Source organism: Serratia sp. YWN4, assembly GCF_055790845.1.
Genome location: NZ_CM147696.1, coordinates 3,808,240 through 3,834,421 on the forward strand (window position 1 = coordinate 3,808,240; position 26,182 = coordinate 3,834,421).

Sequence of the window (26,182 nt, forward strand, 5' to 3'; positions counted from 1 at the left end):
TTTTAAGTAAAAAACCAATCAACTGCCTTGTTGTAAGCTTCAAGCCGGTGTCAGTTACCTAACATCTCGTCAATGAAGTCTTTCCAGTTTCCTAACTCACGATCAACCATAATTACTTTACTGCCTCCATTAAATATCGCCTCAAATTCTACGCCCATTTTTTAACCACGTGAAGCCTTTTGGGAACGGTGCCATGCATCAAAAATGGGGACAACGCACATTTTCAAATTAATCATCAAGCTGGGTAAATTTTATATTCCCTTGTGCGATCAATTCTTCCGTAGTAGCGTGCCAAAGGCTAAAAAAACCTCACATTAAAGGCAATGTCATGTCCCCAGCGTTCACCATCGAACAACTGAAAGAGCAGGGCCGCTATCAGGAGGCCTGCGAACGGGTGCAGCAAATGCTGCAACAGGCACCACAGGATGCCACGCTGCATTATCAGTTAGCCTGTCTTTACGATGTGCAGGGCTTTGAACAGCAGGCGATTCCCTGCTATCTCGCCGCGTTGCAATACGAGCTACCGGCACAACAGCGCCAGGAAGCCTGGCTCGGCTTAGGCAGCACCTACCGCGCACTGGGGGATTATCAGAAATCACTGGCTACTTTCGACAGTGGCTTAAGCGAATTTCCTCAGGCCAAGGAGATCACCCTGTTCCGCGCCATGACGCTCTATAACCTGGGGGAAACCAAGCAGGCCGTCGCCGATTTGTTACTGCTGTTGGCGGAAACTTCCTCCCACAGCGCTATCAGCCACTACCAACGCGCGATCCGCCAATATGCGGCGGATCTGGATCGCATCAGTTAGGAGACAACCGTGGAGATGATTGTCGGCCTCAATCGTTGCAGCATTGACTGGCAACGGTTGGCTGAACTGCTGGAAGCCGCTGGCTTGGGCAAACGCGATCCGCAGGTGATGCAGCAGGTCTATCAAAACTGTCAGTTCTGTTATTTCGGGTTTATTCATGGTGAACTGATGGCGACCGCTCATGCCATCAGCGACATGACTTCGGTCGCTTATCTGGCGGATGTGGCTATCCACCCGCGTTTTCAGGGGCACGGCTATGGCCATCAGTTAATGGCCCGCGTGATGCAGGATTTGGCTCCGCTCGGCAAGGTGTTTATCTACTCGGTGCCGGACAAGCTGGCATTTTATAACAAATACGGCTTCCACGATCTGACAACCGGAATGGTCTACGCGGCAGGAACAGCGCTTGAACGTTTGCAGAATGGCGGTTATGTTCGCTGAAATAGATGTTACCAAAAGGACAACAGATGATAGCAATCAATAAATTACCGCCGCAGGACTGTGCCAGTATTGATGAGGTACGAGTTGAGATCGACGCTATGGATCAGCAGATCATTAAACTGCTTGCCCAGCGTTTTGAATATGTCAAAGCCGCGGCAAAATTCAAAACCAGCCCCGACGCCGTGCGGGCAAAAGCACGCTTCGACGCCATGATCCAAACCAGAAGGCAATGGGCCAGTGAAAACGGCCTGAGCCCAGACGTGATTGAAAACCTCTACACGGAACTGGTGAATTACTTTATCAGCGAAGAGATGAAGCATTGGTCAGGGCAACAAGATAATGCCTAAGCTGTTTCGTTTATAAAAGGTGAAAACTTTCACCTTTCCCCACCTTTGTAACCCCTTAGCTGTGGAACTCCTGGCTGTTTTTCGGCATGCTGAGCCCTATCATTTATAATGGATAAGATAAAAATATATTTTTAAAATATAGGAATAGCGATTGAAAAGTATAATAAAGCATATAATTAATAAACGTTTCTTATTATAATTTTTGACATATTATCAATAGCATATGGTTGATATATCACAGTGCAATTAAATTCATTCTTAATTTAAACTGATGATAATTTATCACTACTTGTTTTAGGAAAAGGCTTCTCATAAATTACTTATATAGATAATTCATACAATTAACATGAAACCTTTTAGTCAGTCAAATAAATGATCTATACCCGATTAACTTGAAGACGCTTGCTTTAGCACCTGAAAATTGTCATTCAGCCGGGACGATAATGAACCCGCCATCTCAGGGAGCGTTGTCGTAAAAAAGTTAAATATAGCCGTTCGGAAATCAGGCTTACTGGCAAAGTAACGGTTGTTCCTTGCACATTCGTGCATCAGCTTCCATAACCGTTCTATGGGATTCAAGTTGGGGCTGTAAGGTGGCAGGGAATGCAATTTTATATTGCAGACAAATGCCCAATCTTTGACCAGGTTTGTTTTGTTATACCCCGCGCCATCCAGAATAATATGAATTGGCTGCTTATAGTCGGGATAACATGTTCTTATCTCATTGAAAAATTGACAGATAGTGTATTCATTAATCGTTTCGTAATCATGAATGACTGGATGGGCAGCATCATTCAGATCCAGCGCGCCCAGAATGTTCATCCGAGTACGGCTTCCTGTTGTTTCAACAGTCTTTTTTTCCCCTTTTTTTATCCAGCCGAAGCTCAGTTTTGTCGCCTGAGTCGGATGCACTGCATCCAGAAAAAGGATCGGTTCACCTCTCGTGGCAACTTTTAATTCTTCATAATATTCAATGAACTGTTGCTGTTTCTCTTCACTGAATTTATGGGGTACGCCTGAGGGTTTCTTATAGCTGAAGCCATGCCGGTGCAGCCATTTGTTCATTCCTGGGACGCTGTATATGACACCCCATTTTTGTGCCACGTAGGCCACAATCTGGACAGTATGATGGAATAAATGTTGAGTTAAGTGGCTGATAAGCTGTTCGGTTTTTTCTGTGCTGAGCATGCCATCAGAGCCACCATTTTCGGGTTTCAACTTCCCTTTATTCAGATATTCGCTGATATGGTGGTCAACAGTGGTCTGATGCAGGCGCAGAGCCTGAGCAATCATGACCGAACTCCAACCTTCGGAGGCGAGAAGTACGGCTTTAATACGATCGCAAACGTGTTTGTCCCGGCTGGAATCATGCCAGCGTTCGAGTTCGATTTTTTGCTCAGCGGTGATAAATATCTTCATGGGATGAAAGCATGATCCTCTTCATCAACAAAATCAAGCATCTTCAATGATCACGGGTATACACTATAAATCACCAAAAAAATTAAAGTACTAAATACAGTATCTCTCTTTAAATTTTAACAACCTAAAGGCAAATTATCTTAGCACCACTTGTATCTACTGATAATGTTTTCATTACAAGGTAAAGGAGTGATAGTAGTTTCAAAACAGGGGCGATGCATGCCCCTAATTCATCCATCAAGCCGTAACTCTTTCGTTCCATGCATCAGTATACTGAATATTACCGTCTACATATTTCCATGTGATTTTTTCATATCGCAACTGTACACTTTCCATGTGACCTGTACCTGGACAATCACGAGTGTCATGCATCGTTGGTGTAATAGAAACAATTTTCACATTTTCAAGTAACGTATTGAAGTATTCTATTTCTTGCCCTGCATCGTTGATGCAATACCATTTAATCTCCGCACTCTTTAACGTTTGACCGGTGGCTACCGCTTTATAAAGATACGGTGATGATGCATCAACTTCTTTTTCAATCAAGAAAGGAGCGTGTAGCCTCGTTCCCGTTAGTTTTCCTGTATTTGAATCAGTAGGGATATTTAAATTGTGAGTAAGTCCACGCAATTCAATGCTTCCCTCACGATCTCTAACATCAGATGAACCTTTGATAGCAGCACCGCCATCGTCTTTTAACCACATGTGAACAGGTACAGCCATTTATCAAACTCCTTTTCAGTTAATCATACAACCAACGGCCAGCCTTAGCCGACTCCGCGAACATTCTTACAGTAAGCGGTTTAACTGTTTGTTGTAGTGGTTCTTTGGTAAGCCATTTACGGAAAAATGATTCCGTCTGCCACGGATAGTAAGCATTATAATCAATTACAGATGTATCGATACCAAACTTCTTACTGTAATCATCAATAGCGTATGGCAACTCATCCCATTCAGCATAGCCTTGTAATGGTGTATCAAGCTCGATAGGTATTGGTTTGAATTTCCATGTAACCATAAGTGATAGCTCATCTCGGAAAAACTCTAAAACCTCTTCATCAGTTACCATACTCGATCTTCTTTTCTTGCTACCGTGTTATAGGTAGATAATGTTTTATAAACGATTTGAGCGAGATCGTTTGCAAGAAGTACCCAACCTATTACGGGGATTGTACGGCCAACGAAAGCTCCAAGATTGTTAACCATCATTGGCTTTAAGAGTTTAATGCTCTTGTTTGTTAATGTTGGAAGTCGTACAGGTAGTTTCACATCAAGATATTGACGTGAATATTTAGAAGCTATAGATGTTCCAGGCGTAGCGGTTCCCGGTTTTGTTCTGGTACTTAAAATTGGCAATCCTAAAATGATACAACTCATTACTACTATATCTTTTATACCGCCAAGCTGTTCATCTGTTTTATCAAGGAGAACCCAGAAAAATAGCTCACCTGCTGAAATGTTGCCTAAACCCTTATAAAAGTACGTTCCGTTTAGTTCCTCTACCGTATCCATACATACCCTTAGCCGTATCGTAGATTTACTTGGTTATACTACAACTATCTTCCTGACAGCAAGATTAAAACTATTATGCAGTGATGAGGCGTCAAGTAACTCATCAAGACGCAAGCACTACACAGTACATCTACCCTATTATAGCGTACTGCGATATCATACATTATCTATCCCGAAGGCACTAAGATGATAAAATTAGACTGGCGCTGTTGCACAAGTATTGAAACGCTTGAAAAAGTAATTAATAATAACAAATTACAAATACCACTCGCTACGGCATTTGAAATACACATGGAGATTAGAGATAAAATTCGTTATGCTTGTAGCAATTATTCTAATGAAGTATGGCAGTATTTCCGTATATATGATTTTTATCTATCAGCAGGTCAAAACAGCATTCCCAATAATCGATCTGAAAAGATTAATAATTTACATGAAAAAATAAAGTATCGAAATATTTAGAAGGAGATATGGCGAAAATATTTTCATTCAATACAACTCTATGAAAATATAGATAAGCCAATATCTCCCTTACTATCTTGTGGTTTTCATTCAGCACATATTTATTATTTGATACACCAATCCACACTGGCGTATTTTTAATCATATAATCACCATCATCTTTTTCTTTAGTTCTGCGATGGTTCCAGCCCTTCTTAATTCTGTCGAATTTCAAACAACTTTCATCATATGCTCGCTGTGCGACCATTGTTGCAAATGTCAAACTGTTAGAGATTTTTCTGGAAATGATCAAGTTTCTATCTACATCATGCAATTCAACTTTATATTCATCAAGCACAAACAAATACTTCATGCATAAGAAGGGATTCTGACGGGAAAACCGGTCTAACGATTCAACAATGAACACTGAATGAGGCTTTATCTGCCCCTCTACCAAACGAGTAAAAAATCTTCCTAAACCAGACGTGTTTTCCATATGCTGGCCTTTAAATGCAGACTTCCCACGGTCAACAATGAACTCATAGTTGTCTGGATCTAAGCCCATTTTTACCGCATTATCTTTCACATAATCCAGCAGCATAGCCTCCTGGCGGTCTAAGCCGTCACCGCTGGCCTGCTGTTCCGTGCTGATTCGAAGATATAGGTAGGCATTTCCGCATGATAGATAAGGACTCAAAAAGTTTGCTTAAGCTCTACGGCATAAAAAATTGTGACACCATCAAGAAAGCACGCCGCTGGCTGGAAGAGCAGGGTGTGGCTTATCAATTCCACGACTACCGTGCAGACGGGCTGAGCGAACAGCAGTTGCGCGGCTTTGTCGAACGCCTTGGCTGGCAGCCGCTGCTGAATACTCGCGGCACCACCTGGCGCAAGCTGGACGAGGCACAACGCAATGCCTGCGATAATGCCGATGCGGCCATCGCCCTGATGCTGGAGCAGCCAGCCATTATCAAGCGCCCGCTGTTAGATGACGGCAACGGCCATGCTCTGCTGGGTTTCAGCATCGATAGCTATCAGCAATTTATCACCGAGGTTAAATCATGATCTGCCCTGTTATTGAACTGGCGCAACAGTTAATCAAGCGCCCTTCCCTCAGCCCGCACGACGAAGGCTGCCAGGAGATCATGATTGCCCGTCTGAAGGCGATCGGCTTTACCGTTGAGCCAATGAACTTTGGCGATACGCAGAATTTCTGGGCCTGGCGCGGCCAGGGTGAAACGCTAGCCTTTGCTGGCCACACCGACGTTGTTCCTACTGGTGATGAAAAACAGTGGGAAAACCCGCCCTTTGAACCGACGATCCGCGACGGCATGCTCTATGGGCGCGGTGCAGCGGATATGAAAGGCTCTTTAGCCGCAATGGTGGTGGCTGCTGAGCGTTTTGTGGCTGCACACCCGGATCATAAAGGCCGCTTGGCGTTCCTGATCACCTCCGACGAAGAAGCCAGTGCCACACATGGCACAGTGAAAGTGGTGGAAGCCCTGAAGGCACGCAACGAGCGCCTCGATTATTGTCTGGTAGGTGAGCCTTCCAGTACCGAGCGCGTGGGTGACGTGGTGAAAAACGGCCGTCGTGGGTCGATCACCGCCAATCTGCATATCCACGGTATTCAGGGGCACGTCGCTTATCCGCATTTGGCAGACAACCCGGTTCACCGCGCGATGCCAGCGTTAAACGAACTGGTGGCGATCGAATGGGATCAGGGCAACGAATTTTTCCCACCGACCAGTATGCAGATCGCCAACGTGCAGGCAGGCACCGGTAGCAACAACGTGATCCCCGGTGACATGTTCGTGCAGTTCAACTTCCGTTTCAGTACCGAACTGACCGACGCCATCATTAAACAGCGCGTGCAGGAACTGCTGGATCGCCATCAGTTGAATTACACCCTAGACTGGTGGCTGTCTGGCCAGCCATTCCTGACCGCACGCGGGGCGCTGGTGGATGCGGTGGTCAATGCCGTGCAGCACTACTCGGAGATGACACCGCAGTTGCTGACCACCGGTGGCACCTCTGATGGCCGCTTTATCGCCCAAATGGGCGCTCAGGTGGTTGAACTGGGCCCGGTGAATGCCACCATCCACAAAGTCAACGAATGCGTCCATGCCGCCGATTTGCAGTTACTGAGCCGCATGTATCAACGTATTATGGAGCAATTGGTCGCATGATCACGCCAAAGATGCTGACCGGGCGCTCGACTGCACACTTGGCCGTGCTGAGCGGCAACCACCGCTTGCAACCCGCAGCGGTGGAGGCTTTCCTCGCTATGCAGCAGGCCGCCAGAGCGGCGGGGTTTGATCTGCAACCGGCCAGTACCTTCCGTGATTTCGATCGGCAATTGGCGATCTGGAACGGTAAGTTCTGCGGCGAGCGGCCAGTATTGGACAAGGACAGCCAGCCGATCGACATCACGCCGCTGTCTGCTGCCGAACGCTGCGAAGCTATCCTGCGCTGGTCCGCATTACCCGGTGCCAGCCGTCATCACTGGGGCAGCGATCTGGATATTTACGATCCATCACTGCTGCCAGCCGGGGCTAAATTACAGTTGGAACCCTGGGAATATCAGGAAGGGGGCTATTTTTATCCGCTGAATCAGTGGATAACTGAGCATATGGCCGATTTCGGTTTTTACCGCCCATTTACCGCAGACCAGGGTGGCGTTGCGGTAGAACCCTGGCATCTTAGCTACCGCCCTTTGGCACAGGAGGCCGAACAGTTATTGACCCCTGCGCTGCTGCTAGCATCCTGGCAGGATAAAGACGTTGCCGGTGCGCAATGGCTTGCTCGCCATTTGCCAGCCATATTCTCGCGTTTTATACAGGTTGAAAGGACGTAAGCATGCATTGGTTAGCGGACTACTGGTGGGTAATTCTGGTGATACTGGTAGGCATGGTGCTTAACGGGATCAAAGAGTTACGCCGTCTGGACCATAAAAAATTCCTGGCCAACAAACCCGAGTTGCCACCGCATCGCGATAACAACGCCGAGTGGGACGATGAAGAGGATTGGCCGAAGAAGAAATAACATCAGGGCGCAGCGCTTGGCGCCCTGAACCTTATTTAAACGCGATCAAATCCCCGCGTTTGCCAAACATCGCCTCTTCCCAATAGCGCTGCGGCACATAGTAATGCAAACGTTCCAGCGCCAGGTTCATCATGCCCTGATTGATGGCATGCCCGACGCCCTCTTCCACGTCCAGCGTAAAATCACAGCCAACGGCCTGCAACTGTGCCGCCGCCGCGTGCGCATGTTCTACCGCAATGACGGCATCTGTCTCGCCGTGGATCAAGTGCACCACGCTTTCGCCAAAGTTCGTTTCCGGCAATTGGGCAAAACGGCCGCTGAACGCCACTACGCGCCCGGTCAGCTTAGGTTCTGCTTTCAACGCTTCCAATGCCATGATCGAACCTTGCGAGAAACCGACCAACGCGGTTCCCGCATAGCCCACCCCGCTTTGCTGCTGCCAGTAACGCACGGTTTCGACAAACTTCGGCATCACTTCAGCAATACGTTCCACACGGTTTGCCTCCGTCACCGCCTGCACTGAAAACCACTGGCGGCCATTGCCTTGGCCGAATGCGAACGGCCCCCCGATGCTCACCACCAGCGCCTGCGGGAAGTCTTTGGCGAAGTAACTGCCGATCTCCCCCATCGCGACCGGGTTGTCGCCCACGCCATGAAACAGCAGGATCAACTGCTCAGCCGGTGCCACAGGGCTTTGCACAACAAAGTGTTCGTGTTTCATGGGGAACTCCTCAGGTTAAACAGCAAGCCGAACTGCCAATGACTATACACCGCTGAGAAATCAGGAAAATCGGGTTTTATTGAACAACTCTTTCCATTTATTGCAATGACTGGGACCACTGCTGCCAATGGCAGCAACGCGGGCTATCCCACTGTTCGAGCGCCTGCGCGACCTCCTGCCGCCAGTGGCGCAACAGCGCTTTCTGGCCGCTCAAACCATATTCAGCCACGCACTGCACCACGCTCTGCTGCTGTTGCAAATGGCTGCGCAGAGCGGCGATTGGCGATGTAGTGTTCAACAACAAGCGTTGCAACGCCCCCAGGCTGGCCTCCAATGGCCGATGGGCAAAGGCAAAGCCAGCCAGTTCGCGCCAGTCCTCTTCGTTCAACAACTGATCGCCCTCATCACCGGCGATAGTTGGTTGCAGATCGATACGCTGCTGTAACCAGCGCCAGTCGCGCGCCAAATGTTTGTGCGCCGCATGGCACAGTACCCGCCCCTGCTCACTGAGCGGCAACAGCGCCATGGCGGTATAACAACCGCTGCTGGCTTCCGGCTTGCTGCCAATACGTACTAAGGTAAAACCACAGGATTGCCAGAAACGCCACAGCGGTTCGGTATAACCAAAGCTGACGGAAAGGAAATCCAACTCCTGCGAACGCTGCTTTTGCTGTTCAATTAACCGCTTGGCGATCCCCTGCTGGCGCAGCTCTGGCAACACCGCAATACGGGTAATACGGCGCGAACGCAGCGTTGGAGCCCACCACTGGCCACCGTGTGCCGCCAGAGATTGGGCCACCAGGTTGCCACGTGGCCTTCTGCGGCCCGCCCAGACTTCATGCGCCAGTTCAGCGCTCAAGCCCCCTTCATCCACCAGCCAGAGCGCCCCCACGATCTCGTCTGCCAGCGATGCCGCACTGAAATGCATGCCTGGAGCATCCATCAAGCGGCGTAAATCCAGTGGAGAAGTGCGGTAATGAGCACTGCTGAGCAACGCATAGAAACGCCTCAATCGAAGTGGATCGGCACATAACGCAGCTTGTTCAAGCGGGTTGAAGTTCAACGGTTGATTGACCGCTGACCACACTGGCTCTTCGTTAAACAATAATGCGTTATCGATGATGCGCTCTAAGGCATCACCCGCCGCCCAACGGATCGGTTGTTGCAAACTCAGCGGCTGCCACTGTGGCAATGCGGCACAGAATTTGAGCAAAAAACCGCGCCCTGTGCCTTCGTAACCCTGCACCGTGGTGGTCAGCAATACCCGCGGGAAATAGCTAATCAGTTGTTGCAACAAAGGGCCGGGGATCGCCGCGGCTTCATCCACCAGTAACCAGCCAACATCACTGACGCTGTGTTCAGCACAATATTGCAGCAACGCGTCAGGTGCCCAGAACTGTGCCTTGCCACCCGCCCATTCGCTAGCCACCTCGGTTGCCGCACGGCTTGGCCCGGTGATCCAGCAGGTCAGCGGGCTGGTTGCTACCAGCATCCCCGCCAAAGTGGATTTCCCCCGGCCACGCGCTGCGGTCAGCACCCAGACGCCGCTTTCCGCTTCCAACAAGCGGGCCAAAATGGCCTGCTGCTCGGTGCTGGGCAAACCCAGCGGCGGTTGCCAATCTGCGCGCTGCGGCAACCGCGCCAAACACAGCGGATCGCCTTGCCGCCAAAGGGTCACTTCACGGTCTGCCGCAAGCTGTTGCTGTAAATGAGCGATAAAATTAGGTGTCGCGATCGGCTGAGAGCAGTCGCTCCAGCGTAGGCTATCGCCATCCGGCTGTTGCCCCCACAGCGGCCAAGCGGGAGCCAACAACAGCAACCAGCTACCGGCACGCAGCGTGCCGCAGAGCTGGGCTAGAGCTTCTACGTCCAGCCCTTGCGTGGCATCAAAAACGGCGTGCAACCGCTCCTGGCCCAACAGCGTTCTGACCGTACCACTGCTCAGAGATTGGGCCTCGGAAGGAGCCTCGCTCCCCACCCATGGCCAATCCCCCGGCAGTTGCGCAGCCAGTTGTTGGGCCTGAATACGGCACCATGGCGCTTCGCCGCTGAGAACCAGCAAACGGCGGATACCCTGCCGCTGCATACGTTGTTGCATTGCCTGTAACATCAGAAACCATACCTGAAGGGGAGTGAATCAACGGGCGGCGAAAGTATTACATTTATTGGGATCGCCACTGTCGAACCCTTGCTTGAACCAGGTGTAGCGCTGCTGCGAAGTGCCATGAGTGAAGCTATCTGGCACCACCCGCCCCTGGCTCTGTTGCTGTAAGCGATCGTCGCCAATCGCCTGCGCTGCGTTCAGCGCCTGCTGCAAATCACCGGCTTCCAGCATATTCTGCCGTTGCGCATAATGCCCCCAAACCCCGGCGAAACAGTCCGCCTGCAATTCCATTTTCACCGAAAGGCGGTTGACGTCCACCTCGCTGGCCCCCTGCTGCATCTGGCGCACTTTCCGCTCAATCCCCAACAGGTTCTGCACGTGGTGCCCAACCTCATGCGCCACCACGTAGGCTTGCGCAAAGTCACCACCGGCCTCCAGTTTGGTCTTCATATCCTGATAAAAGGATAAATCGATATACACCGTGCCGTCTGCCGGGCAATAGAACGGCCCCATCACCGACTGGCCGGTTCCGCAGCCGGTACGCGTGGCACCGCGATACATCACCAGTTTCGGATCCTGGTAACGTTTGCCGGTCTGCTGGAAGATTTCCTGCCAGGTGTCTTCGGTCGAAGCCAGTACCACCGAGGTGAATTTAGCCAGTTCATCATCTTTCGGGCTGATTCTGGCGCTTTGCTGTTGCGCTTGCGGTGCCATCTCGCCGCCGTTCAGCAACGGCGTTAGGTCAACCCCGTAGTAACCGGCAACCACTACCACCACCAGGATAATGAGACCGCCCTTGCCGCCAATCGGCGGGCGAAAACCACCGCCACCCATGCCGGAAGATTGCCCACGACGATCTTCAACATTGTCACTTTCCCGACGCCCTTGCCAGCGCATAGATAAACTCCAGAATAAATAGTGTGGGTACGAAGATGATTATAAAGGGTAAGCGGCGCAGGGAATGCAGTAATTTTCTGGAAATAAAAACAGAACGGGGCATTCCGCAGAAATGCCCCGTATTCAATAATATGGTAGGAATGAGGTTAATCGAGCTTCACACCGATACGGCGGGCGACTTCTTCATAGGCTTCGATCAGGCCACCCAGGCTCTGGCGGAAACGGTCTTTGTCCATTTTATCCAGGGTATTTTTGTCCCACAGGCGGCTACCGTCTGGCGAGAACTCATCACCCAGCACCACTTCCCCCTTGAACAGGCCGAACTCCAGTTTGAAATCCACCAGGATCAAACCGGCGTCATCGAACAGTTTGCTCAGCACGTCATTGGCTTTGTAGCTCAATTCACGCATGCGTGCCAAATGCTCTTTGCTCACCCAGCCAAAGGTTTCGCAGTAGGATTCGTTGACCATCGGATCGTGCATAGCGTCGTTCTTCAGGAACAGATCGAACAGCGGCGGATTAAGCGGCAGGCCTTCTTCAATCCCTAAGCGTTTAACCAAAGACCCGGCTGCGCGGTTACGGATCACACACTCAACCGGCACCATGTCCAGCTTTTGCACCAGCACTTCAGTGTCTGACAGCAGGCGTTCCATCTGCGTCGGAATACCGGCTTCTTCCAGCTTGCTCATAATGAAATGGTTGAACTTGTTGTTCACCATCCCTTTGCGCTCGAACTGCTCAATGCGCTGACCATCCAGTGCTGACGTATCGTTACGGAATTCCAGCACCAGCAGATCCGGATTTTCGGTGGTGTAGACGGTTTTCGCCTTTCCGCGATACAACTCAGCTAGCTTTTGCATCTTACTTACTCCAGTGAGGTTATACCTTTCGGTTGCCAAACGGCGGCGTTATTGCGCTGCGGTTGACAACCTACCGGGTACAGAATTGACCTAATAAATTCTTGGGCGTGCTGGCGACTATTGTGCCAAACCCGTGACGCAAACGATACCGTTTCGGCAAAACAAAAAGGGGCCGTAGCCCCTTGATGATTGATTATTTAACGCTGGTTTTGCTGAAAGCCGCCTGGAATGCCGCCACCAGAGCATCATTCTGCCCCTGAGGCAACGGTTTCCCTTTCGAATCGATGAATTGCAAGCTGGTACGGTTATTCAAATCCCCGACCTGCAATTTGTAATCACCGCTGTTCAACTCTGGATCTTTCACACCCAAGGCATCCCAGTCGCTACTGCTCAAGGATTTATAGGTTACGGCCACGGTGCCCTGCGGACGGCTGCGATCGCTCACTTTCATCCCCAGTTTTTCCAAGGCCGCTGGCAAGCGATCCCATACAGCGGCGTACGGCGCACGCACGATCAGCACCGGCAAGCCAACGTCATCCGCACCACTCTGCACATCCAACGCACCAATACCGCTTGCTGCGCGGCTACTGGTCAAACTGTCCTGCTTATCCAGACTTTCGACGATGGTGTTCATCATCATGCTGTTATAACGCTGAATCTCGGAAGGATCGGTCACCTCTTCGGTTTTACCCTGTTGGCGCAACCCCAGCGTTTTCACCACCAACGCCTGCTGATAACCCTGCTTCTGCAGGCTGACCTGGTAGCGGCCTTCGTACTGGGTATCTTCATCCAGACGGTTCCACTTCACCCAATCCGTGGTCAGCGTCTGACTGGCTTCCTGCTGGGAAGCGATGACCATGTTTTTCGCTTGCAGCGAACTGACAATGCGTGGCCACAGGTTCTGGTTCTGCGGGCTGTTTTCCAGCAGCAGCGTGCCGCTATTCCCGCTGTTCTGGCTGCGGGAACCGCTCAACAAGGCCAGTGGTTGCGACGGTGGCCGGATATCCAGTTGCTTGCCGACCGGGCCTTTTTGCGCACTGGCCGACACTTCAAGATCGCCAGATCGCACTGGCAGGCTCATACCGGCCGGTGCGCTCAACGGTTTGAGCGGTGCAGCGTCGAGATAGGACTCATCGCCGCTGACCTGGCGTTTGTAACGTTGATCGGAGGAACAGGCCGCCAGCGTCATGACAAGCGCTAACCCCACGACTGTTGCTACCGTCGACTTTTGCAATGAATAAGCCATCAAATCTCCCTAAGAATGATATCCCCATCGTACCTACAGCGGCAGCCATATGGGTTACACACAACACCCCGACCGCTGGGTTTAGCCAGCGCCGGGGATGTCTGTACGTGCCACATTGCTGCAACTTCAGCGACTTGGGGTTATAGCAAACCGGCGCTTTTCAACGCACGCTCCACCACAGGACGGGCAGCGTCGGTTAACGGCGTCATAGGCAGACGCATCGTATCGGTTGCCATCAATCCCAATGCCTTACAGGCCCATTTCACCGGGATTGGATTGGGTTCTACAAATAAATCCTGATGCAACGGCATCAAGCGCTGATTCAAGCGGCGAGCTTCGGCAAAATTGCCTTGGGCCGCAAGACGGCAAAGTTCTACCATTTCACGCGCCGCTACGTTGGCCGTGACGGAAATCACCCCTTGACCGCCCAGTTGCATGAAATCCAGGCCGCTGGCGTCGTCGCCGCTCAGCAGAGTGAAGCTTTCATCTTCAACCAGCACTTGGATCTGACTTACGCGACTTAAGTTCCCTGTTGCCTCTTTAACAGCAACAATATTCTTGATTTTGGCTAAACGCGCGATCGTCGGCGGCAGCATGTCACAACCGGTACGCGAAGGCACGTTATACAGGATCTGTGGCAGATCGGTGCTTTCAGCAATGGCTTTAAAGTGCTGATACAGCCCTTCCTGCGTTGGCCGGTTGTAGTAAGGCGTTACCGTCAGGCAGCCCACTACGCCGGTATTGCCGAAATGCCGCGTGAGCGAGATCGCCTCGCTGGTCGAGTTCGCCCCGGTTCCGGCGATCACCGGAATGCGGCCTGCGGCCAGCTCCAGCGTCTGCAACACCACGTCGACATGCTCGTCATGGGCAAGCGTGGCGGACTCTCCGGTAGTCCCTACGGAAACAATAGCCGCAGTCCCACTGGCTACATGATAATCAATCAGTTTTTTTAGGCTCGCACGATCGACAGCACCTTTGGTGTCCATCGGCGTAACCAGTGCAACAATACTTCCCGTAAACATTGGCCGTCCCCTCCACAAACAAGTGACTCATGGTACTTTTGACACCTATCCAAAAGCAAGCAAACAACGTGTTGTAAGCGCTTGGCAGGCGGTTTTTTTTATGTTTACCATGGTAATCCCATTGAGCATGACAGGAAGCTCCATTTTGCCTAAGCCAGATGAACACTATCTCGTGATTACCGCACTGGGCGCCGATCGCCCCGGAATCGTCAACACCATCACCCGCCACGTCAGCAGTTGCGGGTGCAATATCGAAGATAGCCGTCTGGCCATCCTGGGTGAAGAGTTTACCTTCATCATGTTGCTTTCTGGCAGTTGGAACGCGATTACCCTGATCGAATCCACTTTGCCGCAAAAAGGCGCGGAGCTGGATTTACTGATCGTGATGAAACGCACAAACTCGCACGAAAGGCCGCCAATGCCCGCGGCGGTGTGGGTTCAGGTGGAAGTGAAAGACTCCCCGCACATCATTGAGCGCTTTACCGGTCTGTTTGACTCCAGCCAGATGAACATCGCCGAGCTGGTGTCACGCACTCAGCCAGCGGAAGGCGATCTGCCGCCACAGCTATACATCCAGATCACGGCGCACAGCTCCGGCAATCAGGATGCATCAAATATCGAACAAGCCTTTCATCGCCTATGTACAGAATTGAATGCGCAAGGCAGTATTAGCGTTGTGAACTATCCACAGCATGATGAGAAAGATGGAGAGTAGTGATGAGCCCATTGAAAGCCGGTGATACAGCGCCAAAATTTAGTTTACTCGACCAGGATGGCGAGGAAATTCATTTGGCCGACTTCCAGGGACAGCGAGTTCTGGTCTATTTTTATCCTAAAGCCATGACGCCGGGTTGCACCGTGCAAGCCTGTGGCCTGCGGGATAACATGGACGAATTGAAACAGGCTGGTGTCGAAGTGCTTGGCATCAGCACCGATAAACCGGAAAAACTGTCACGTTTTGCCGAAAAAGAGTTGCTCAACTTCACGTTGTTATCTGATGAGGATCATCAGGTCGCACAGCAGTTTGGCGTCTGGGGTGAAAAAACCTTCATGGGGAAAACCTATGATGGCATCCACCGCATCAGCTTCCTGATCGATGCCAACGGCAAGGTTGAGAAAGTGTTTGATGATTTCAAGACCACCAATCATCACGACATCGTTATCAATTACCTGAAACAGTAATAATCGATTAATCCAAAGCGCAGCACCCCGCTGCGCTTTGTTTTTCCGCCTTATTTCGCTTCTTCCCCCGCATCCAGCAATATGTCATCCGGCCAGGCATGAATCACCGCTTTCACCAGCGTCGCCAGCGGAATGGCAAAGAATACGCCCCAGAAGCCCCACAGGCCGCCAAAGATCACCACCGAAAGGATGATCACCAGCGGGTGCAGGTTGACCGCCTCAGAGAACAGAATCGGCACCAGCAGGTTGCCATCCAGCCCCTGAACCACCAGATAAGCGATAATCAGCGTCCAGAAATCGGCCCCGATGCCCCACTGGAACATCGCTACCACTACTACCGGGATCGTCACCAGCACCGCGCCAATGTAGGGGATCAAAACGGAAAAACCGACCAGCACCGCCAGCAGCAACGAGTAACGCATATCCAGAATAAAGAACACCAGATAGGTCGCCATACCAACGATCACCATCTCCAGCACTTTGCCGCGGATATAATTGGTGATCTGCTGGTTCATCTCGATCCACACCTGCCCTGCCAGCCCGCGATCGCGCGGTAACACGCGGCGCACCGCGTTGAGCATCTGCTCTTTATCTTTGAGCAGGAAAAACACCATCAGCGGTACCAGAATCAGGTAGATCGCCAGCGTCAGCAACCCAACCAACGACGCCAGTGAAAACTTGACCACCGATTCCCCCATGCCAGACAGCCTGCTACGCAGGTTTTCTGCCATCATGTCGATAATGCCAGCATCCACCAACGCCGGATAACGCTTGGGCAAGGTGGTCGCATAGTTATAGAACTGGTTGAGCATGCCCGGTAAATCGGTCATCAGATTGATGCCCTGCTTCCAGGCCGTTGGGGCAACGACAAATACCAGCAGTAACGTAATGCCACCAAACACAACCAGCACCATGCTTGCCGCCCAGGTGCGTGACCAGCCCAGGCGTTGCAGGCGTGCGGTCGGCCACTCCAGTAAATAAGCCAGGACAATTGCCACCAATAACGGGGCTAAAATACCGTGCAGAAAATAGAGAATGCAGAACCCGGCAACCAGGATCACCAGCAGCGCGATGGCCTGCGGATCGGTAAAACGGCGGCGATACCACTGTAACAACATCTCCAACATCAGAGATTACTCCTTATTCCGTCAATGAGAGTATGCTTCCGCCTTTCCCTGTGTGGCCCAGCAGGCATAACATTGTTATTTGTTTTAACACAATTTTAGCCCGATTATCGCCGGGCAAACGTTTCATTGCGCGCGGTGGCTGGCTATGATGAAAGGGTGTTAGCCCATTCAGACGCACGCTGCGCAAAAAGTGCATTTCTGTGAGCCAATGCACCTTCGCGCTGATTGTACTGGAGAGTCTGGCATGCAAGAAGAACTCTTACGTGATACTGACGTCTTAGTGATGACTTTGATTTAAGGGAAACTCCTGACTATGACCACCCGGTTGACTAAAACAGCGTTAGCAGTACTGTTGCTCGGCACACTTTGCGCCTCTGCGCTGACGCCGGTAAATGCGGACACACAGGACCAACTGCCAGACATGGGAACCACCGCGGGCGGCACCTTGAGTATCGGCCAGGAATTGGTGATGGGTGATTTTTACGTGCGGCAGCTGCGCGCCAGTGCCCCTTTGATTAACGACCCCTTATTAACCCAGTATATCAACCAGTTGGGTAATAGGCTGGTGGCGAATGCCTATTCGGTAAAAACGCCGTTTCACTTCTTTCTGGTGCGTAACGACGAAATAAACGCTTTCGCTTTCTTTGGCGGTAACGTAGTGCTGCATTCGGCGCTGTTCCGCGAAACCGACAACGAAAGCCAGTTGGCTTCGGTATTGGCGCACGAAATCTCTCACGTCACCCAGCGCCATCTGGCTCGTGCCATGGAAGATCAGCAGCGCAATGCCCCGCTCACCTGGGTCGGTGCGCTCGGTTCCATCCTGTTGGCCATGGCGAACCCGACCATGGGGATGGCGGCCTTGAGCGGCACGCTGGCCGGTGCTCAGCAAGGGGTGATCAGTTTTACCCAGGCTAATGAACAGGAAGCCGATCGCATCGGCATTCAGGTGTTGCAGCGTTCCGGGTTCGATCCGGAAGCCATGCCGGATTTTCTGCAAAAACTGTCGGATCAATCGCGTTACGCGTCTAAACCACCAGAAATGCTGCTGACGCACCCACTGCCAGACAGCCGCCTTTCCGACGCACGCAACCGCGCCAACCAGATGCCGCGCCTGCTCGTCCAATCCAGCCAGGAATACCTGCTGGCCAGAGTGCGTACCCTCGGCATGTACAGCTCAGAAGGCTATGGCCTGACCGAAGAGGTGCTGAATCACTACAGCAAAGGCAACGTGCGGGAACAACTGGCGGCAAAATATGGCCGGGCGATCCTGTTCTACGAAGCGAAAAAGTACGATGAAGCCCGCAATACCATTCAGCCGTTGCTGACGCAGGATGCGAAAAACGCCTGGCTGCTGGACCTGATGACCGATATCGATCTTGGCCAGCAGAAAGCCCCACAGGCCATCGCTCGCCTACAGGCCGTTAATGCTGAGCAAAGCAAAAACCCTGTGTTGCTGCTCAACCTGGCAAACGCCTACGTTGAGGGGAACCAACCGGCGCAGGCCTCAAGAATTCTTAACCGCTTTACCTTTGCCCACCCGGATGATCCGAACGGATGGGACTTGCTGGCGCAGGCCAGCGCCGCCCAAGGGTTACGCGATGAAGAGCTTTCAGCCCGCGCAGAGAGCCTGGCGCTCGCTGGCCGCCTGGATCAGGCGATCGGTTTGCTCAGCAATGCCAGCTCTTTGCAGAAACTCGGCAGCCTGAAACAGGCACGTTATGATGCGCGTATCGACCAGTTACGCCAGTTGCAGAAGAGCTTCAGCAAGTTCCAGCGCAGCTAATTTGACCAAGGAATGATTGCAATGAAAAACGTCACTCTCTACCACAATCCGCGCTGCTCAAAGAGCCGTGAAACGCTGGCCTTGCTGGAACAGCAGGGCATTACCCCCAAGGTAGTGCTGTATCTGGAAACGCCGCCGTCGATAGATGAACTGAAAAAGCTGCTGAAAGAGCTGAGTTTCAGTTCCGCACGTGAACTGATGCGGCAAAAAGAGGATCTGTACAAAGAATTGAAGCTGGCGGATGAAAGCCTGAGCGAAGAGCAACTGTTGCAAGCGATGGTGGCTAATCCGAAACTGATCGAACGGCCGATCGTGGTGAAAGGCAGCCAAGCGCGCATTGGCAGGCCACCGGAGCAGGTGCTGGAGATCCTCTGATCCTGCGGGCTCTCCTTATAACCCCAGAATATCCTTCACAAACGGAATGGTCAGCTTGCGTTGCGCGGTGATCGACGCGCGATCGAGCTGATCCAGCGTCATAAACAGCGTGCGCATTTCACGATCCAGGCGCTTGAGCAGGAACCGGCCCACGTCTTCCGGCAGTTCAAAACCACGCAGTTTGGCGCGCAATTGCAGTGCCAGCAGTTTCTCTGTATCAGAAAGCGGTTGCAGCTTGTAGATCTGCCCCCAATCCAGGCGGGAAGCCAGATCCGGCAAATGCAGATTCAACTGGCGCGGCGGACGATCGCCGGTAATAAACAAACGCGTACGCCCGGTTTCCTGAATGCGGTTATAGAGATTGAACATCGCCATTTCCCACTCTTCATCACCGGCAATGCATTCAATATTATCGATGCACACCAAGGCCAGTTGCTCCATGCCATCCAGCACTTCCGGCACGAAATAAGCCCGTTTGTCCAAAGGCACATAGCCGACGGCTTCGCCCAGCTGCGAAAGTTCAGCACAGGCCGCATGCAGTAAATGACTGCGCCCACCGCCCTCGCGTGACCAGAAATAGATGTAACTACCATGTTCCTGACGGATTGCAGACTGGATCGCGGCTAATAGGGATGGGTTCTCACCCGGATAAAAACTGGCAAAAGTTTCATCATCGGGAAGATAAAGTGGCAGTGAAAGCTGTGCCGGCGTATTCAGAGAAGCACCTCAACCAAAACTGGCAGGAAAACAGAGCCAGTCTATCACAGAAAGCGCGAACTGTTGAACCGGCAGGTTTTTATGCCGCAATAGTGAGCAGAGATGGCGATCGTGCTGCATCACTGCTATACCCAAAGCACTTGGCTTCGCTCACTTTAGACGGTGCCCCCCAAATTCTGGCAAGGATAATAGACAATGAATTCATTGAATAAAATATTACTGGCTTCGGTGATTGGCTTGCTGTTAGCCGGTTGCGATAACGCTTCCAACGCCAGCTCTACCCCAGACAAAGCCAGTGCCAAGCAGATGCAAGATAGCTCGGCGGCTAACAGCATGGACGAGCAACCGCAGGAAACGGAGGGAGCCAACGATCCGGCCGGGAAACCGGTTAGCCCATAAACGCCAACAGGGCGGATAATTCCGCCCTGTTCTGCTCACAACGCCAGGTTAAGCGTTATTGGTGATCGCGCCGCTCTTCCGGCACGTCGATCACCTCTTCTTCCCGGCGATACAGGCTGATCACCTTGAACAGCAGGCTCAGGCCAATACCCACGATGGTCGCCAGCGCCATGCCTTTCAGCTCTGCTGCGCCGATATGCAGTTTGGCACCGCTCACCCCGATAATCAGGATCACCGAAGTCAGGATCAGGTTCTGTGCCTTGTTGTAATCCACCTTGGATTCGATCAATACACGAATGCCCGAAGCGCCAATCACGCCGTACAGCAGCAGAGAAACGCCGCCCATCACCGGCACTGGCACCGCCTGGATCGCCGCCGCCAACTTACCCACGCAGGAAAGCAGGATCGCCAGAATCGCCGCACCGCCAATCACCCAGGTGCTATACACCTTGGTGATCGCCATTACGCCAATATTCTCACCATAGGTGGTATTCGGCGTTGAGCCGAAGAAGCCGGAGATCACCGTCGAGATACCGTTGGCAAACATCGAACGATGCAAGCCTGGATCGCGCAGCAGGTCTTTTTTGACGATATTTGCCGTCACCACCAGGTGGCCGACGTGCTCGGCAATCACCACCAATGCCGCAGGCAAAATGGTGAAGATGGCGAACCATTCAAAACGCGGCGTATAGAAGGTTGGCAGCGCAAACCACGGTGCATTGATGATCGGAGACAGATCCACCACCCCCATAACGAACGACAGCGCATAGCCCACCAATACCCCAATCAGGATCGGAATGATGGCCAGGAAACCCCGGAACAGCACCGAACCGAGCACGGTCACACCCAGCGTTACCAGGGAAATCGTAATGGTGGTGCTATCGGCAGAAGTCCCTTCGGCAGGCAGCAACCCCGCCATATTGGCCGCCACGCCCGCCAGTTCCAAACCAATGACGGCCACGATCGCCCCCATCGCCGCGGGCGGGAAGATCACATCCAGCCAGCCGGTTCCGGCTTTCTTCACAATCAATGCCACCAGGCAAAACAGCACGCCGCACATGATAAAACCGCCGAGCGCCACTTCATAACCCAGTGGTAACAGCAGCAGCACCGGTGAAATAAACGCAAAGCTGGAGCCGAGATACGCCGGGATCTTGCCTTTACAGATAAACAGATACAGCAGCGTACCAATGCCGTTGAACAGCAGTACCGTCGCCGGGTTGATCTTGAATAAAATCGGCACCAAAACGGTCGCGCCAAACATGGCGAACAGATGCTGGAAGCTGAGTGGGATGGTCTGGAGTAACGGCGGGCGTTCATTAACGCCGATGGCGCGACGGGTCATGTATTTTTTCCTCTGAACTATTATCAGTTGTGTTGGCTTGATTATGAATGCTCTATGGATTTCAAGTTACAGCTAGGCGGCAAGGGCGATAATCCCCAGGAGCTTATGTTTAATAAGTGACTGGGGTTAGCGCCCGCAGCCAACAACGCTGTAGCTTGAAAGACGACGAGCATTAAAAAGCCGACTCTCTGGTCGGCTTATTTGAATTATTTAGTACCAAATATCTTATCGCCCGCATCACCCAGGCCAGGCACAATGTAGCCCTTCTCATTGAGGCACTGATCGATGGACGCGGTGTACAGCTCAACATCCGGGTGCGCTTTCTCCAGCGCTTTGAGCCCTTCTGGCGCGGCAACCAGCACCAGCACCTTGATGCTGGTACAACCCGCCTTCTTCAGCAGATCGATAGTCGCAATCATCGACCCACCGGTCGCCAGCATCGGGTCAACCACCAGCGCCATACGCTCTGAGATGTTGGAAACCAGTTTCTGGAAGTAAGGCACCGGCTCCAGGGTTTCTTCATCACGATAAACGCCAACCACGCTGATACGCGCGCTCGGTACGTGCTCCAGCACCCCTTCCATCATGCCCAAACCGGCACGCAGGATCGGCACCACGGTAATTTTTTTCCCTTTAATCTGCTCTACTTCAACCGGCCCGCACCAGCCTTCGATGGTCACTTTTTCAGTCACCAGATCGGCGGTCGCTTCATAGGTCAACAAACTCCCCACTTCAGAAGCCAGCTCACGAAAACGTTTGGTGCTGATGTCATGCTCGCGCATCAGGCCAAGTTTGTGCTTAACCAGCGGGTGTTTCACCTCAACGATCTTCATCATTATTCTCCTATTAAGGCGGTTGACGGCCAAAAAAATCGCGGGATTATACCGCCTTTTCCCGCGTGCGCCACTACCAATAGCCGGTTCGAGATCAACAAAAGATTGATAATTATTATATACCCAATCAATCTCGGGCGACGGTTGAGGGTAAGTGTCTGAATCCTCAACCACTGGCTAACCTCAGTGGCTAAGGCACTAGAAAGATGCGGCAAAAAGTAGGAGCGGGCCGATAAGGCTCTCGCAAACGTTTGCTTGCGCTGTTAGAATTGCCGCGCCTTATTCCGGAACCAACACCGGAAGCACCGTTTTCAAACCGCAAATCGTCGTGGGGATCGCGCAGTGACCGACAAAACCTCTCTCAGCTATAAAGACGCAGGTGTCGATATCGATGCTGGCAACGCATTGGTAGACCGCATCAAAGGTGTAGTTAAACAGACCCGCCGCCCGGAAGTGATGGGTGGTCTGGGCGGGTTTGGCGCCCTGTGTGCGTTGCCGCAGAAATACCGCGAACCGATACTGGTTTCGGGTACCGACGGCGTGGGCACCAAGCTGCGTCTGGCGATGGACCTGAAACGCCACGACACCATCGGTATCGATCTGGTTGCGATGTGTGTGAACGATCTGGTCGTTCAGGGTGCTGAACCGCTGTTCTTTCTAGATTATTACGCCACCGGCAAACTGGACGTCGACACCGCAGCCAGCGTGATCACCGGCATCGCCGAAGGCTGCAAACAGTCTGGCTGTGCGCTGGTGGGGGGCGAAACCGCCGAAATGCCGGGCATGTACCACGGTGAAGACTACGACGTCGCCGGTTTCTGCGTCGGCGTGGTCGAAAAATCCGAGATCATCGATGGCAGCAAAGTGCAGTCTGGCGATGCACTGATCGCCCTGGGCGCTTCCGGCCCGCACTCTAACGGCTATTCGCTGGTGCGCAAGATCCTCGAAGTCAGCAACACCGATCCTACTCAAACCACGCTGGAAGGCCAATCACTGGCGGATCATCTGCTGGCACCGACTAAAATTTACGTCAAATCGGTGCTGGAACTGATTGCCAAGGTTGACGTTCATGCCATTGCTCACCTAACCGGCGGCGGCTTCTGGGAAAACATCCCGCGCGTGCTGCCAGAAGGCATGCAGGCGGTGATTGATGAATCAAGCTGGCAGTGGCCAGCGATCTTCAGTTGGCTGCAACAGGCAGGTAACGTCAGCCGCCATGAGATGTACCGCACCTTTAACTGTGGCGTAGGTATGGTGATTGCGCTGCCGGAAAGCGCGGTTGAAGAAGCCATCGCGTTGTTGACCGCCGCCGGTGAAAAAGCCTGGAAGATCGGTAAACTGACCGCTTCTTCTGACGAACAACAAGTGATTATTCAGTGATGAAAAAGATTGTGGTGTTAGTCTCCGGCCAGGGGGGGAATCTCCAGGCGTTGATTGATGCCTGCCAGCAGGGCCGGATTGCCGCCAATATCGTGGCGGTATTCAGCAACAAGGCCCAGGCCTATGGCCTGCAACGCGCAGCAGAAGCCGGAGTCGCCGCTCACGCGCTCGATGCCAAAGCCTTTGCCGACCGTGAAGCGTTTGACGCTGCACTGGCTGCGGCCATTGACCAGTATCAGCCCGATCTGGTGGTGCTGGCCGGTTATATGCGCATCCTCAGCAACGCATTCGTCCAACACTATGCCGGGCGCATGCTGAATATCCATCCTTCACTGCTACCGAAATATCCCGGCCTGCACACCCACCGGCAAGCGATCGACAATGGCGACAGCGAGCACGGCACTTCGGTGCATTTCGTCACTGAACAGCTCGACGGTGGCCCGGTGATCCTGCAAGCCAAAGTGCCCATTTTCCCCGGTGACGAGGAAGATGAAGTGATCGAACGTGTGCAAACTCAGGAACACCACATTTATCCTCTGGTGGTGAACTGGTTTGTTGCCGGGCGGCTAGCAATGCATGATAACGCGGCCTGGCTGGACGGTGAGCGCTTGCCAGCGCAAGGATATGCGGCGGACTAGCGCCTGTAATCTGAATGCAGCCTAAACGGTGCCCTGAGTGGCACCGTTTTTTTTCGTCCTAATCCAACACCCGGCGTTATACTTTGCGCATATTTATCATGTTGAGGATAAGATATGCCGAGCACCACCAGCGTCAAACTACGCCCACTGGAACGGGACGATTTGGCATTCGTTCACCAGATGGATAACAACGCCAGCGTGATGCGCTACTGGTTTGAAGAACCATATGAAGCCTTTGTCGAGCTAGCCGATCTGTACGACAAGCATATTCACGATCAGAGCGAGCGGCGCTTCATCATCGAACACGAAGGGGCCAAAGTCGGCCTGGTTGAACTGGTGGAGATCGATCACATCCACCGCCGTGCCGAATTCCAAATCATCATCGATCCGGCCCATCAGGGCAAAGGCTACGCCAGCACCGCCGCCAAACTGGCAATGGATTATGGTTTTTCCGTGCTGAATCTCTACAAGCTGTATCTGATCGTCGACAAAGAGAACCCGAAAGCGATTCACATTTACAGCAAATTGGGGTTCGAAGTGGAAGGCGAGTTGATTGATGAATTTTTCGTTAACGGCGAGTACCGCACCGTGCTGCGCATGTGTATCTTCCAACCGCAGTATCTGGCGAAGTTTAAAACGCCGCCAGCCCGCTAAAATCAGCACACACCGGGGAGCGAACAGCTCCCCGGTTGGCTATAACATTAGACGCTACCCAAGTAGTCCATTTTGCCCAGTTCAACGCCCTGATGACGCAGGATGGCGTAAGCCGTGGTCAGATGGAAATAGAAATTGGGGATAGCAAAAGTCAGCAGATATCCTTCCGCGGTGAAGCTGAACTCCCGCGATTTGCTCTGCAACGTGATGGTGCGCCCGTCAGCGTCGGCAAAATCTTCCGGCTGGAAACGTTGCAGATAGGCAATGGTTTTCTCGATACGCTGGTGCAACTCGGCAAAACTCGCCTCGTTGTCCGGCATCGCTGGCACTTCCTGCCCGCTCAGTCTGGCAACGGCACCTTTCGCGGTATCGCTGGTGATCTGCACCTGTCGCAGCAGAGGGAACATATCCGCTGCCAGCCGCGCGTCTAACAGCGTGCTTTCAGCCAACTGTTTTTCATGCAGAAACTGTTCGCCCTTCTTTAATAAAGACGACAGATTCTGCAAACCACGAACGAACTGTGCAGGGGAATGGGCATAAATTGACAATGACATAAAACCTCCTGAGTTTAGCAACGAGTTTCCTGCTCGAATCTTACGCTTTCCGCCAGCTCAATGTTGCCGAATTGTTTAGCGATTTATGCCAATCAGGGGAATAGTCATAAAAATCATATTATTATTTAACTCTTAATTGAAAATGCGTGTTCTTACTAATTCTGATAAACAAACCGAATGATGATTTAATGCCCATTGTTAGGTATCATTCCAGCCACTACGGATAGCCCCCTACAGAAACAGTGGCAGCGGACAGGCAACACAATTCCCCGTCCTGCGCTGCAAATGGAATTCAACCGGCCTGAAAAACATGCGTAAATACAACTTATTAT

33 protein-coding genes are annotated in these 26,182 nt (G+C 52.2%); 16 read left to right on the forward strand and 17 right to left on the reverse strand.

Translation table 11 applies throughout. The annotated features are described in order from the left end of the window. Positions 1 to 50 precede the first annotated feature (50 nt). Positions 51 to 158, reverse strand: a complete 108-nt coding sequence (gene ypfM, locus ACX9GT_RS17825) for a protein YpfM (protein WP_473188017.1) — start codon at positions 156 to 158, stop codon at positions 51 to 53. 170 nt (positions 159 to 328) lie between these two features. Between ypfM and ACX9GT_RS17830 the strand changes: the two genes are divergently transcribed. From ACX9GT_RS17830 to ACX9GT_RS17840, 3 genes are read left to right on the forward strand one after another with little or no spacing between them, the layout of a single operon-like run. After that, positions 329 to 808 (forward strand): tetratricopeptide repeat protein, encoded by a 480-nt coding sequence (locus tag ACX9GT_RS17830; protein WP_473188018.1) that lies wholly within the window; start codon positions 329 to 331, stop codon positions 806 to 808. A gap of 15 nt (positions 809 to 823) precedes the next feature. After that, entirely contained in the window at positions 824 to 1,249 is a 426-nt protein-coding gene (locus tag ACX9GT_RS17835; RefSeq protein ID WP_473191629.1) for a GNAT family N-acetyltransferase, read from the forward strand. Between the two features lie 26 nt (positions 1,250 to 1,275). Next, positions 1,276 to 1,596, forward strand: a complete 321-nt coding sequence (locus ACX9GT_RS17840; RefSeq protein WP_473188019.1) for an isochorismate lyase — start codon at positions 1,276 to 1,278, stop codon at positions 1,594 to 1,596. Positions 1,597 to 1,983: 387 nt separating this feature from the next. Here the strand turns inward: ACX9GT_RS17840 and ACX9GT_RS17845 are convergent, their stop codons facing one another. The 5 genes from ACX9GT_RS17845 to ACX9GT_RS17865 form a co-directional block, all read right to left on the reverse strand. Beyond that, positions 1,984 to 3,015: an IS630 family transposase gene (locus tag ACX9GT_RS17845; RefSeq protein WP_473188020.1), complete on the reverse strand. Its 1,032-nt coding sequence runs from the start codon at positions 3,013 to 3,015 to the stop codon at positions 1,984 to 1,986. A 237-nt stretch (positions 3,016 to 3,252) separates the two neighbouring features. After that, positions 3,253 to 3,738 (reverse strand): Hcp family type VI secretion system effector, encoded by a 486-nt coding sequence (locus ACX9GT_RS17850; RefSeq protein WP_473188021.1) that lies wholly within the window; start codon positions 3,736 to 3,738, stop codon positions 3,253 to 3,255. A gap of 19 nt (positions 3,739 to 3,757) precedes the next feature. Next, positions 3,758 to 4,084, reverse strand: coding sequence for a DUF1493 family protein (locus ACX9GT_RS17855; RefSeq protein ID WP_473188022.1), 327 nt, complete (start codon positions 4,082 to 4,084; stop codon positions 3,758 to 3,760). After that, positions 4,078 to 4,527 (reverse strand): STM2901 family protein, encoded by a 450-nt coding sequence (locus ACX9GT_RS17860; RefSeq protein WP_473188023.1) that lies wholly within the window; start codon positions 4,525 to 4,527, stop codon positions 4,078 to 4,080. The genes ACX9GT_RS17855 and ACX9GT_RS17860 overlap by 7 nt, the downstream gene beginning before the upstream one ends. Positions 4,528 to 4,948: 421 nt before the next feature. Next, on the reverse strand, positions 4,949 to 5,665 hold the full coding sequence (locus ACX9GT_RS17865; RefSeq protein WP_473188024.1) for a recombinase family protein: 717 nt from the start codon (positions 5,663 to 5,665) through the stop codon (positions 4,949 to 4,951). Between ACX9GT_RS17865 and ACX9GT_RS17870 the strand changes: the two genes are divergently transcribed. Genes ACX9GT_RS17870 through ACX9GT_RS17885 form a run of 4 tightly spaced genes read left to right on the forward strand, consistent with a single transcriptional unit; the run spans position 5,647 to position 8,013 of the window. Next, positions 5,647 to 6,033 (forward strand): ArsC family reductase, encoded by a 387-nt coding sequence (locus ACX9GT_RS17870; RefSeq protein ID WP_473188025.1) that lies wholly within the window; start codon positions 5,647 to 5,649, stop codon positions 6,031 to 6,033. The genes ACX9GT_RS17865 and ACX9GT_RS17870 overlap by 19 nt on opposite strands. Continuing rightward, positions 6,030 to 7,157, forward strand: a complete 1,128-nt coding sequence (dapE, locus tag ACX9GT_RS17875) for a succinyl-diaminopimelate desuccinylase (protein WP_473188026.1) — start codon at positions 6,030 to 6,032, stop codon at positions 7,155 to 7,157. The genes ACX9GT_RS17870 and dapE overlap by 4 nt, the downstream gene beginning before the upstream one ends. Continuing rightward, positions 7,154 to 7,825, forward strand: a complete 672-nt coding sequence (locus tag ACX9GT_RS17880; protein ID WP_473188027.1) for a M15 family metallopeptidase — start codon at positions 7,154 to 7,156, stop codon at positions 7,823 to 7,825. Before dapE ends, ACX9GT_RS17880 begins: the two co-directional genes overlap by 4 nt. A gap of 2 nt (positions 7,826 to 7,827) precedes the next feature. Beyond that, positions 7,828 to 8,013 (forward strand): YpfN family protein, encoded by a 186-nt coding sequence (locus ACX9GT_RS17885; RefSeq protein WP_459401788.1) that lies wholly within the window; start codon positions 7,828 to 7,830, stop codon positions 8,011 to 8,013. Between the two features lie 31 nt (positions 8,014 to 8,044). Here the strand turns inward: ACX9GT_RS17885 and ypfH are convergent, their stop codons facing one another. From ypfH to dapA, 6 genes are all read right to left on the reverse strand, one after another. After that, positions 8,045 to 8,734, reverse strand: coding sequence for an esterase (ypfH, locus tag ACX9GT_RS17890; protein WP_473188028.1), 690 nt, complete (start codon positions 8,732 to 8,734; stop codon positions 8,045 to 8,047). A gap of 97 nt (positions 8,735 to 8,831) precedes the next feature. Continuing rightward, positions 8,832 to 10,844 (reverse strand): tRNA(Met) cytidine acetyltransferase TmcA, encoded by a 2,013-nt coding sequence (locus ACX9GT_RS17895; protein ID WP_473188029.1) that lies wholly within the window; start codon positions 10,842 to 10,844, stop codon positions 8,832 to 8,834. Positions 10,845 to 10,871: 27 nt separating this feature from the next. Beyond that, a complete protein-coding gene (ypfJ, locus tag ACX9GT_RS17900) occupies positions 10,872 to 11,735 on the reverse strand; it encodes a KPN_02809 family neutral zinc metallopeptidase (protein WP_473188030.1) in 864 nt (287 codons plus the stop codon). A 146-nt stretch (positions 11,736 to 11,881) separates the two neighbouring features. Further along, positions 11,882 to 12,595 carry a phosphoribosylaminoimidazolesuccinocarboxamide synthase gene (gene purC, locus ACX9GT_RS17905; protein WP_473188031.1) on the reverse strand — a complete coding sequence of 238 codons (714 nt, stop codon included), beginning with the start codon at positions 12,593 to 12,595 and terminating at the stop codon, positions 11,882 to 11,884. A 193-nt stretch (positions 12,596 to 12,788) separates the two neighbouring features. Next, positions 12,789 to 13,841, reverse strand: coding sequence for an outer membrane protein assembly factor BamC (gene bamC, locus ACX9GT_RS17910; RefSeq protein ID WP_473188032.1), 1,053 nt, complete (start codon positions 13,839 to 13,841; stop codon positions 12,789 to 12,791). Positions 13,842 to 13,981: 140 nt separating this feature from the next. Beyond that, a complete protein-coding gene (dapA, locus tag ACX9GT_RS17915; RefSeq protein ID WP_473188033.1) occupies positions 13,982 to 14,863 on the reverse strand; it encodes a 4-hydroxy-tetrahydrodipicolinate synthase in 882 nt (293 codons plus the stop codon). A 127-nt stretch (positions 14,864 to 14,990) separates the two neighbouring features. On the opposite strand from dapA, the gene ACX9GT_RS17920 reads away from it, so the two are divergent. Then, a complete protein-coding gene (locus ACX9GT_RS17920; RefSeq protein ID WP_473191630.1) occupies positions 14,991 to 15,578 on the forward strand; it encodes a glycine cleavage system transcriptional repressor in 588 nt (195 codons plus the stop codon). A gap of 2 nt (positions 15,579 to 15,580) precedes the next feature. After that, entirely contained in the window at positions 15,581 to 16,045 is a 465-nt protein-coding gene (bcp, locus tag ACX9GT_RS17925) for a thioredoxin-dependent thiol peroxidase (protein ID WP_459401781.1), read from the forward strand. Positions 16,046 to 16,095: 50 nt separating this feature from the next. On the opposite strand, the gene ACX9GT_RS17930 is transcribed toward bcp, so the two are convergent. Then, entirely contained in the window at positions 16,096 to 17,172 is a 1,077-nt protein-coding gene (locus tag ACX9GT_RS17930) for an AI-2E family transporter (protein WP_473188034.1), read from the reverse strand. 313 nt (positions 17,173 to 17,485) lie between these two features. On the opposite strand from ACX9GT_RS17930, the gene bepA reads away from it, so the two are divergent. After that, a complete protein-coding gene (gene bepA / locus ACX9GT_RS17935; RefSeq protein ID WP_473188035.1) occupies positions 17,486 to 18,955 on the forward strand; it encodes a beta-barrel assembly-enhancing protease in 1,470 nt (489 codons plus the stop codon). A 21-nt stretch (positions 18,956 to 18,976) separates the two neighbouring features. Then, positions 18,977 to 19,330, forward strand: coding sequence for an arsenate reductase (glutaredoxin) (arsC, locus tag ACX9GT_RS17940; protein WP_473188036.1), 354 nt, complete (start codon positions 18,977 to 18,979; stop codon positions 19,328 to 19,330). Positions 19,331 to 19,345: 15 nt separating this feature from the next. Here arsC and hda read toward each other — a convergent pair whose 3' ends face one another. After that, positions 19,346 to 20,047: a DnaA inactivator Hda gene (gene hda, locus ACX9GT_RS17945; protein WP_473191631.1), complete on the reverse strand. Its 702-nt coding sequence runs from the start codon at positions 20,045 to 20,047 to the stop codon at positions 19,346 to 19,348. Between hda and ACX9GT_RS17950 the strand changes: the two genes are divergently transcribed. After that, a complete protein-coding gene (locus tag ACX9GT_RS17950) occupies positions 19,963 to 20,259 on the forward strand; it encodes a hypothetical protein (protein ID WP_473188037.1) in 297 nt (98 codons plus the stop codon). The two genes, hda and ACX9GT_RS17950, sit on opposite strands and share 85 nt — an antisense overlap. Next, positions 20,243 to 20,446, forward strand: coding sequence for a hypothetical protein (locus ACX9GT_RS17955; RefSeq protein ID WP_473188038.1), 204 nt, complete (start codon positions 20,243 to 20,245; stop codon positions 20,444 to 20,446). The genes ACX9GT_RS17950 and ACX9GT_RS17955 overlap by 17 nt, the downstream gene beginning before the upstream one ends. Positions 20,447 to 20,501: 55 nt before the next feature. Here the strand turns inward: ACX9GT_RS17955 and uraA are convergent, their stop codons facing one another. Continuing rightward, complete coding sequence (gene uraA, locus ACX9GT_RS17960) at positions 20,502 to 21,791, reverse strand: uracil permease (protein WP_473188039.1); 1,290 nt, start codon at positions 21,789 to 21,791, stop codon at positions 20,502 to 20,504. Positions 21,792 to 21,997: 206 nt separating this feature from the next. Beyond that, positions 21,998 to 22,624 carry a uracil phosphoribosyltransferase gene (gene upp / locus ACX9GT_RS17965; RefSeq protein ID WP_473191632.1) on the reverse strand — a complete coding sequence of 209 codons (627 nt, stop codon included), beginning with the start codon at positions 22,622 to 22,624 and terminating at the stop codon, positions 21,998 to 22,000. 342 nt (positions 22,625 to 22,966) lie between these two features. Between upp and purM the strand changes: the two genes are divergently transcribed. The 3 genes from purM (at position 22,967) to speG (ending at position 25,296) form a co-directional block, all read left to right on the forward strand. Next, positions 22,967 to 24,004, forward strand: coding sequence for a phosphoribosylformylglycinamidine cyclo-ligase (gene purM / locus ACX9GT_RS17970; protein WP_473188040.1), 1,038 nt, complete (start codon positions 22,967 to 22,969; stop codon positions 24,002 to 24,004). After that, entirely contained in the window at positions 24,004 to 24,642 is a 639-nt protein-coding gene (gene purN / locus ACX9GT_RS17975) for a phosphoribosylglycinamide formyltransferase (RefSeq protein ID WP_473191633.1), read from the forward strand. Before purM ends, purN begins: the two co-directional genes overlap by 1 nt. A gap of 114 nt (positions 24,643 to 24,756) precedes the next feature. Then, positions 24,757 to 25,296 (forward strand): spermidine N1-acetyltransferase, encoded by a 540-nt coding sequence (speG, locus tag ACX9GT_RS17980; protein WP_473188041.1) that lies wholly within the window; start codon positions 24,757 to 24,759, stop codon positions 25,294 to 25,296. 47 nt (positions 25,297 to 25,343) lie between these two features. Here speG and ACX9GT_RS17985 read toward each other — a convergent pair whose 3' ends face one another. Continuing rightward, complete coding sequence (locus ACX9GT_RS17985; RefSeq protein ID WP_473188042.1) at positions 25,344 to 25,850, reverse strand: DUF1993 domain-containing protein; 507 nt, start codon at positions 25,848 to 25,850, stop codon at positions 25,344 to 25,346. Positions 25,851 to 26,182 lie beyond the last annotated feature (332 nt).

What these genes read in the sequence shown, in the direction of transcription:
- ypfM (WP_473188017.1), bottom strand. Translation starts at nt 158, where the DNA reads ATGGGCGTAGAATTTGAGGCGATATTTAATGGAGGCAGTAAAGTAATT.
- ACX9GT_RS17830 (WP_473188018.1), top strand. Translation starts at nt 329, where the DNA reads ATGTCCCCAGCGTTCACCATCGAACAACTGAAAGAGCAGGGCCGCTAT.
- ACX9GT_RS17835 (WP_473191629.1), top strand. Translation starts at nt 824, where the DNA reads ATGATTGTCGGCCTCAATCGTTGCAGCATTGACTGGCAACGGTTGGCT.
- ACX9GT_RS17840 (WP_473188019.1), top strand. Translation starts at nt 1,276, where the DNA reads ATGATAGCAATCAATAAATTACCGCCGCAGGACTGTGCCAGTATTGAT.
- ACX9GT_RS17845 (WP_473188020.1), bottom strand. Translation starts at nt 3,015, where the DNA reads ATGAAGATATTTATCACCGCTGAGCAAAAAATCGAACTCGAACGCTGG.
- ACX9GT_RS17850 (WP_473188021.1), bottom strand. Translation starts at nt 3,738, where the DNA reads ATGGCTGTACCTGTTCACATGTGGTTAAAAGACGATGGCGGTGCTGCT.
- ACX9GT_RS17855 (WP_473188022.1), bottom strand. Translation starts at nt 4,084, where the DNA reads ATGGTAACTGATGAAGAGGTTTTAGAGTTTTTCCGAGATGAGCTATCA.
- ACX9GT_RS17860 (WP_473188023.1), bottom strand. Translation starts at nt 4,527, where the DNA reads ATGGATACGGTAGAGGAACTAAACGGAACGTACTTTTATAAGGGTTTA.
- ACX9GT_RS17870 (WP_473188025.1), top strand. Translation starts at nt 5,647, where the DNA reads ATGATAGATAAGGACTCAAAAAGTTTGCTTAAGCTCTACGGCATAAAA.
- dapE (WP_473188026.1), top strand. Translation starts at nt 6,030, where the DNA reads ATGATCTGCCCTGTTATTGAACTGGCGCAACAGTTAATCAAGCGCCCT.
- ACX9GT_RS17880 (WP_473188027.1), top strand. Translation starts at nt 7,154, where the DNA reads ATGATCACGCCAAAGATGCTGACCGGGCGCTCGACTGCACACTTGGCC.
- ACX9GT_RS17885 (WP_459401788.1), top strand. Translation starts at nt 7,828, where the DNA reads ATGCATTGGTTAGCGGACTACTGGTGGGTAATTCTGGTGATACTGGTA.
- ypfH (WP_473188028.1), bottom strand. Translation starts at nt 8,734, where the DNA reads ATGAAACACGAACACTTTGTTGTGCAAAGCCCTGTGGCACCGGCTGAG.
- ACX9GT_RS17895 (WP_473188029.1), bottom strand. Translation starts at nt 10,844, where the DNA reads ATGTTACAGGCAATGCAACAACGTATGCAGCGGCAGGGTATCCGCCGT.
- ypfJ (WP_473188030.1), bottom strand. Translation starts at nt 11,735, where the DNA reads ATGCGCTGGCAAGGGCGTCGGGAAAGTGACAATGTTGAAGATCGTCGT.
- purC (WP_473188031.1), bottom strand. Translation starts at nt 12,595, where the DNA reads ATGCAAAAGCTAGCTGAGTTGTATCGCGGAAAGGCGAAAACCGTCTAC.
- bamC (WP_473188032.1), bottom strand. Translation starts at nt 13,841, where the DNA reads ATGGCTTATTCATTGCAAAAGTCGACGGTAGCAACAGTCGTGGGGTTA.
- dapA (WP_473188033.1), bottom strand. Translation starts at nt 14,863, where the DNA reads ATGTTTACGGGAAGTATTGTTGCACTGGTTACGCCGATGGACACCAAA.
- ACX9GT_RS17920 (WP_473191630.1), top strand. Translation starts at nt 14,991, where the DNA reads ATGACAGGAAGCTCCATTTTGCCTAAGCCAGATGAACACTATCTCGTG.
- bcp (WP_459401781.1), top strand. Translation starts at nt 15,581, where the DNA reads ATGAGCCCATTGAAAGCCGGTGATACAGCGCCAAAATTTAGTTTACTC.
- ACX9GT_RS17930 (WP_473188034.1), bottom strand. Translation starts at nt 17,172, where the DNA reads ATGTTGGAGATGTTGTTACAGTGGTATCGCCGCCGTTTTACCGATCCG.
- bepA (WP_473188035.1), top strand. Translation starts at nt 17,486, where the DNA reads ATGACCACCCGGTTGACTAAAACAGCGTTAGCAGTACTGTTGCTCGGC.
- arsC (WP_473188036.1), top strand. Translation starts at nt 18,977, where the DNA reads ATGAAAAACGTCACTCTCTACCACAATCCGCGCTGCTCAAAGAGCCGT.
- ACX9GT_RS17950 (WP_473188037.1), top strand. Translation starts at nt 19,963, where the DNA reads ATGGGTTCTCACCCGGATAAAAACTGGCAAAAGTTTCATCATCGGGAA.
- ACX9GT_RS17955 (WP_473188038.1), top strand. Translation starts at nt 20,243, where the DNA reads ATGAATTCATTGAATAAAATATTACTGGCTTCGGTGATTGGCTTGCTG.
- uraA (WP_473188039.1), bottom strand. Translation starts at nt 21,791, where the DNA reads ATGACCCGTCGCGCCATCGGCGTTAATGAACGCCCGCCGTTACTCCAG.
- upp (WP_473191632.1), bottom strand. Translation starts at nt 22,624, where the DNA reads ATGAAGATCGTTGAGGTGAAACACCCGCTGGTTAAGCACAAACTTGGC.
- purN (WP_473191633.1), top strand. Translation starts at nt 24,004, where the DNA reads ATGAAAAAGATTGTGGTGTTAGTCTCCGGCCAGGGGGGGAATCTCCAG.
- speG (WP_473188041.1), top strand. Translation starts at nt 24,757, where the DNA reads ATGCCGAGCACCACCAGCGTCAAACTACGCCCACTGGAACGGGACGAT.
- ACX9GT_RS17985 (WP_473188042.1), bottom strand. Translation starts at nt 25,850, where the DNA reads ATGTCATTGTCAATTTATGCCCATTCCCCTGCACAGTTCGTTCGTGGT.